Source organism: Gemmatimonadota bacterium (assembly GCA_009838845.1).
Taxonomy (GTDB): domain Bacteria; phylum Latescibacterota; class UBA2968; order UBA2968; family UBA2968; genus VXRD01.
On sequence record VXRD01000097.1, the window covers coordinates 1 to 5,472 of the forward strand.

Sequence of the window (5,472 nt, forward strand, 5' to 3'; positions counted from 1 at the left end):
AAAGGTCTTATTTTTCTTTTTTCTCGTGCTCTTCCCACAATAAATATAATATCTCCCCTCACAGAAAAAGAAAAACGCGACCCACGCGAGTTTATTTTTCGTTTTTAATTTTCGATTTTTAATTATCATGCGTTTTATGAATGAACAGACGCGAAAGAAAATTCTGCAATCCACACCGCACCCAAAGGGGATTCGCAAGGTGGATAGAAAACGCCTGATAGCGCAGTTGGCCCGCGCTGAGCCACCGCTCGATTACGACCGGTATATTCGCTCTAAATCATGGCAGATTAAGAGGCAGAAGTTTCTCGCCCATTACAATTGCCAGTGCGTTTTGTGCGGGAGCAAAGAGCATTTGCATGTGCATCACTTGCACTACAAGACGCTGGGGAATGAGGGCGTGGAAGATGTTATCGTTTGCTGCAGGCGTTGTCATTTTATTGAGCACTTTAAAAAAAGTTAGAAGTGGGAAGTGATAGTACTCATCAGCAAAGCCGTCATTGCGGCATGGTTTTGAGCCGCAATCCAGCTTTGGGAGATGTTGGGTGGTCCTTTTAAGTTTCCGGAGATTTTTATGCCGAATATTATCATTATTACCACGCACGATACGGGGCGGCATTTTGGGTGTTATGGTGTCGATACGGTACATACGCCCGCGATTGATGCGATTGCCGATGATGGGTTCAAGTTTACCAATTATTTTACGACGAGTCCGGTGTGTAGCCCCAGCCGGGGAGCTATGCTTACGGGGCGCTATCCGCAGAGCAATGGGTTGATTGGGTTGACGCATTCGCCGTGGGATTGGTGTTTTAATGAGGGGGAGCGACATCTTTCGCATATTTTGCGGGATGCGGGTTATTACACGGCTCTTTTTGGTTTGCAACACGAGGCGTCTAATACCGAGGATTTAGGTTTTGAAGCGACTTTTGCACAGCGCGATGATAATGGTCGCCGCGCAAACGCGCTTGTCGTTGCCGAGGCTCTGGCGGATTTTCTCAGGACGGACGCGGGTTATAGGACGCCGTTTTACGCGCAGGTCGGTTTTTTTGAGACCCACCGTCCGCACGATTTTGGCGATGTGGGACCCGATGATAGCAAGGGTATTGATGTGCCGCCTTATCTGGTTGACGACGAGATGTCGCGACGAGAATTCGCTCTGCAACAGGGTGCGATCCGCCGCGTGGATGAGGCGGTTCAGATTATTACCGATGCATTGAGGGAGAGTGGGTTAGAAGACGATACGCTGCTGGTGTTTACGGTTGATCATGGTATTGAATTTCCGAGGGCGAAGTGGTTTTGTTATGACGCGGGTATTGGCGTTGCATTGCTTATGCGCTGGCCCGGTGGGGGTGTTCGGGGGGGACAGTGCTGTGACCATCTGCTCAGTAATGTCGATTTTTTGCCCACGCTTATGGATCTCATACAGCATCCCGTTCCGGATAATGTGGAGGGTTTGAGTTTTGCCAGTGTGTTCAAAGATCCCGATGCGGAACCCACGCGGGATGCGGCTTTTTCCATTTTTCAGGGTAGCGATAGTCGGAGTGTTCGCACCGATCGCTACAAGTTTATTCGCAATTTCAGTCCGCGGCGCCTGATAGATGTGCCCGTGGATATGACCGATCCCCCAAGGCCGCGCATCAAACAACCGGTGGCACAACTCTACGATTTGGAAAATGACCCTAACGAATTTGAGGATGTAGCCGATAAACCCGAATACAGGGATGTGTATAATGCGTTGAGCCAGCGTCTGTGGCAATGGATGGAAGATGTGAATGATCCTTCGCTCCAGAGTCCGATTCCCACGCCGTATTATTGGGAGGCGATGGCGGAATATAACACGAGAAAGGAAGGGTAATGTCGAAAGGAAAAATTGTAAATCTCGCGCTCGTCGGCTGTGGCGGTATTGCCGGTGGGCATCTTCGGCGGTATGGAGAGCTTATTGACAGTGGTGAAGACCGTTTTCGCATTGTGGCTACGGTTGATAGCGATATCAGTCGCGCGCAGGCATTTGCCGATCAGATTAATGGCAAGACCGGATGGGAGGTCAATAGTTATCCCTCGGTTGAGGATCTGCTCAATTCAGAGTCCAATCTCGATGGGGCCGATATATGCAGTCCCCACGGTCTGCATCATGTGCTCGCCTGCGAGTTGCTCGAAGGCGGTGTGAATATTTTGTGTGAGAAGCCCATTGGTATAACTGTTAAAGCCACGCAGAAAATTATCGATACAGCCGAGCGTTGCAATAGGATTGCCGCGAATGCCGAGCAGTGTCGTCGCAGTGTTGGACAGCGCACGATTCACTGGGCGTTTAATGGTGGGCCGCTCGGCGAACCCAGATTGTGGTACGCCATCAGGTCGGGATGGCAGGATCCCGCGAATTATCCCGATTGGCACTGGCGCGTGGATCGCAAACTCGGCGGTTGCGGAATGGTTATGGATAGCGGTGCGCACTGGGTGGATACCATGCGCTACTGGTTTGGAGAAGTGGAGAGTGTTTATGCGCGTGTGGAGCAAATGGAACAGCGTCCACATAAGAAAGGCGAGGATCTGGTCGATGATAGTCGCGAGGATTTTTGGACCAGTATTTTCAATTTTGAAAGTGGCGTGATCGGCACGTGGTCGTGGACGGTTAGCGCGCCGGGGAAGGGTTTTACACAACTCAATCTCACGGGGAGCAAGGGCACGATTGTGGAGCGCGATATTTTCCATCCGGCGGCGTCTCAGGCGCGCGGCGAGTGCCATTTTGTTGATGGCACGGCTTATGGCGTGTCCCAGCTTCAGGATATGTTTCTGGGTTCACTGAGTCAGGGCGAAAAGGATCGCCTCTTTCCCTATGGGCTGACCGATGGCATGGCGATTGAGTTATGGGATTTTATCGATGCTCTGAGTATTGGGCGCGATGTGGAAATCGATGCCGAAGAGGGGCTTAAGAGCAAGGCCGTGAGTGAGGCTATTTACGAGTCTGGGAAAAGCGGACAGGTCGTCCAGGTGAGCGATGTGGTATCCGGCGAGGTTTGTGCGTATCAGCAGGATATTGATCAGATGTGGGGGTTGGTGTGAGGGGTTGGAGGGGTGAGTAAGAACGGGTCGCTATCTCGAAGGATAGCGACCCGTTTTCTTTTACGCATTTCCCGGGCGACCGATTTCGATGAGGTTGCCATCCGGGTCGTGTACGAAAACATAGCGCGTACCGTCGTGTGGACGCACGCCGGGACCGGAGGCAACGCGCACGCGTTCGCGGTCGAGCGAGGTGATGACGCGATCGAAGTCGGCGACTTCAAAGGCGATGTGGCGTCGCGAGGGACGGGGGTATTCTTCTGCGAGGATCAGGTGGATTTCGATGTCGCCACAGCGATACCAGGCACCAGCAAAGTCGTAATCTGGCCGGGGAATGGGTTGCAGCCCCAGGAGCTTTTCGTAAAATGCCGATGCGCGCTCGAGGTTACCTGTAACCAATGTGATATGGCTGACGCGCGTGATGCCCAGGCCAGCCGATTCCATGCGATTGGCCACCGGATCAATTCTCCATCAATAAGGTTCTCATTTTACGCATGCGCGAGGGATGTTTGAGTGCTGCCAGAGCTTTGTCGCGTATTTGGCGCACGCGCTCTTTGGTCAGGTTGAGGATGTTGCCAATTTGCTCCAGTGTCATTGTTTCACCGCTGTTAATGCCAAAATAGAGGCGTAACACGCGGGCGTCGCGCGGAGCCAATGTGTTGAGCGCGGTGCGTATTTCCTCTGCCATGGAGCTTTCAAGCATGGCCTCTTCAGGGGTTTCCTGATCGTTGTCTGACAACATTTCCAGCAAGCTGGTGTCAGGGCCGTCTTCAAGGGGCATGTCGTATGAGATATGCCACCGCGAAGCGCTGAGGAGGTCTTGCACTTGTTTGGGTTGAAGTTCGGCCTGTGCAGCGATTTCTTCAACACGCGGTTCGCGCCCCAGCGATTGTTTGAGTTCTGAGGATATGCGTTCCAATTTGCTCAGGTGTTTGATTTTGTTGACGGGCAGTCGCACCATGCGGGCTTTTTCTGCCAATGCCGATAAGATGCCCTGCCGAATCCACCAGACTGCATACGTGGTGAATTTGACGCCAACGGTTTCGTCATAGCGGGTGGCTGCGCGGACAAGACCCATGTTGCCTTCGGCGATGAGGTCTTCCAGGAGCAGGCCGCGTCCCTGATATTCTTTGGCTATGGTAATGACGAATCGCAAATTGGATTCGATCATTTTATTGAGACTTTTGCGGTCTCCTTTGCGAATGCGCTTGGCCAGGTCAATTTCTTCTTGTGGTGTGAGCAATTCGCTATAGGCGATGTCTTTGAAATAGAGTTCCAGTGCGGAACTACTGCCTCCATTTGTTCCGTTTGAGGTCCTGTAACTCATAAGTGCGGCAGACATGTATTTCCCCCGTGACTGAGATATCGACTCTCTTGATCGAGTGTCTTGTGTTTCAACTCGTCAAAGGTTCACAATAAGTACTGTGACACCTTCCGACTCCTGTATGGGAGAGAATCGGTTGTTGCCAGAATATACGGCGCATCGATCATGGGGATACCAATGGCCCGATTATATGACAACTTAGATAAGGGGAGTGTCGCTTTGGGGAGTTGATCTGGATGGGGAAACGACCACGGGCCGCAGGGGAGCGGTGTGTTCGACCAAATCATAGTGTGGGGCAAGTATTGAGGGGAAAGATAATACTTGAGCAGACAAGATAGCGGATTCAATTCTGTAATGCAACTATTTTTCTCTGCTATTCTCCTGATATTTTGCAACGCAAGCCATATTTTTAGATGAAACACTTATTGGCATATTGAGAGAAAATAATAAATAGAGTTTCATTTGTCAATAAATAACTCTTGTTTAACGAGTTACAGGCTTGCTACTGGTCCTCGGCAGTAGAGGTGCCGTTGAGTTGTCGCTGGGCGAGGTCGCGGTCGAGCAAAAACAAACCATTGCCCTCTATGCCGACCAGCTTAATCGTGTCGATCAATTCCCTGACAACGGCTTCTTCTTCGACCTGTTCGGCAATAAACCACTGGAGAAAGGTATGGGTGGCGTGGTCGCGTTCGGACAGGGCGAGATCGGCGATGTTGTAGATGCTTTGAGAGACTCTTTGCTCCTGGGCAAGGCTGTCTTCAAATACTTCTAATGGGCTGTCCCAACTTTGTTTGGGGGTCTCAATGGTGCTAAAGCGTATATCGGCTTCGCGGTCGTCGAGAAAATCGTATATCTTCATGCCATGGGTGAGTTCTTCCTGGGCTTGAATGCGCATCCAATGGGCAAAGCCATTGAGATTTTGCGTGAGAAAATACGCGGACATTGCCAGATAACTATACGCCGAGTAATATTCCATATTGAGTTGCTCATTGAGCGCGGCGTTTATGTTTGTGTTAATCATGGTGTCCTCCTGTTGCAAGAGTGAGAAAAAAGCAGTATCCAAAAGGGGGGGATAAGTATAAGAAAAATATGGG

6 protein-coding genes are annotated in these 5,472 nt (G+C 51.0%); 3 read left to right on the plus strand and 3 right to left on the minus strand.

Annotation, left to right across the window (positions count from 1 at the left end; genetic code table 11):
• The first annotated feature begins 136 nt into the window (after window positions 1-136).
• The 3 genes from F4Y39_12290 to F4Y39_12300 all read left to right on the plus strand — a co-directional run bounded on the left by F4Y39_12290 (window position 137) and on the right by F4Y39_12300 (window position 3,057).
• Entirely contained in the window at window positions 137-460 is a 324-nt protein-coding gene (locus F4Y39_12290; GenBank protein MYC14498.1) for a hypothetical protein, read from the plus strand.
• A 75-nt stretch (window positions 461-535) separates the two neighbouring features.
• Window positions 536-1,852 (plus strand): sulfatase, encoded by a 1,317-nt coding sequence (locus F4Y39_12295; GenBank protein ID MYC14499.1) that lies wholly within the window; start codon window positions 536-538, stop codon window positions 1,850-1,852.
• Window positions 1,852-3,057 carry a Gfo/Idh/MocA family oxidoreductase gene (locus F4Y39_12300; protein ID MYC14500.1) on the plus strand — a complete coding sequence of 402 codons (1,206 nt, stop codon included), beginning with the start codon at window positions 1,852-1,854 and terminating at the stop codon, window positions 3,055-3,057. Before F4Y39_12295 ends, F4Y39_12300 begins: the two co-directional genes overlap by 1 nt.
• Before the next feature lie 60 nt (window positions 3,058-3,117).
• Here F4Y39_12300 and F4Y39_12305 read toward each other — a convergent pair whose 3' ends face one another.
• The 3 genes from F4Y39_12305 to F4Y39_12315 form a co-directional block, all read right to left on the minus strand.
• Complete coding sequence (locus F4Y39_12305; protein MYC14501.1) at window positions 3,118-3,510, minus strand: glyoxalase; 393 nt, start codon at window positions 3,508-3,510, stop codon at window positions 3,118-3,120.
• 4 nt (window positions 3,511-3,514) lie between these two features.
• Complete coding sequence (locus tag F4Y39_12310) at window positions 3,515-4,396, minus strand: RNA polymerase sigma factor RpoD/SigA (GenBank protein MYC14502.1); 882 nt, start codon at window positions 4,394-4,396, stop codon at window positions 3,515-3,517.
• 484 nt (window positions 4,397-4,880) lie between these two features.
• A complete protein-coding gene (locus F4Y39_12315; protein ID MYC14503.1) occupies window positions 4,881-5,399 on the minus strand; it encodes a ferritin in 519 nt (172 codons plus the stop codon).
• Between the last annotated feature and the right edge of the window lie 73 nt (window positions 5,400-5,472).

Coding starts and splice junctions, on each gene's coding strand:
- F4Y39_12315 (MYC14503.1), bottom strand. CDS start 5,399: ATGATTAACACAAACATAAACGCCGCGCTCAATGAGCAACTCAATATG.
- F4Y39_12310 (MYC14502.1), bottom strand. CDS start 4,396: ATGTCTGCCGCACTTATGAGTTACAGGACCTCAAACGGAACAAATGGA.
- F4Y39_12295 (MYC14499.1), top strand. CDS start 536: ATGTTGGGTGGTCCTTTTAAGTTTCCGGAGATTTTTATGCCGAATATT.
- F4Y39_12300 (MYC14500.1), top strand. CDS start 1,852: ATGTCGAAAGGAAAAATTGTAAATCTCGCGCTCGTCGGCTGTGGCGGT.
- F4Y39_12290 (MYC14498.1), top strand. CDS start 137: ATGAATGAACAGACGCGAAAGAAAATTCTGCAATCCACACCGCACCCA.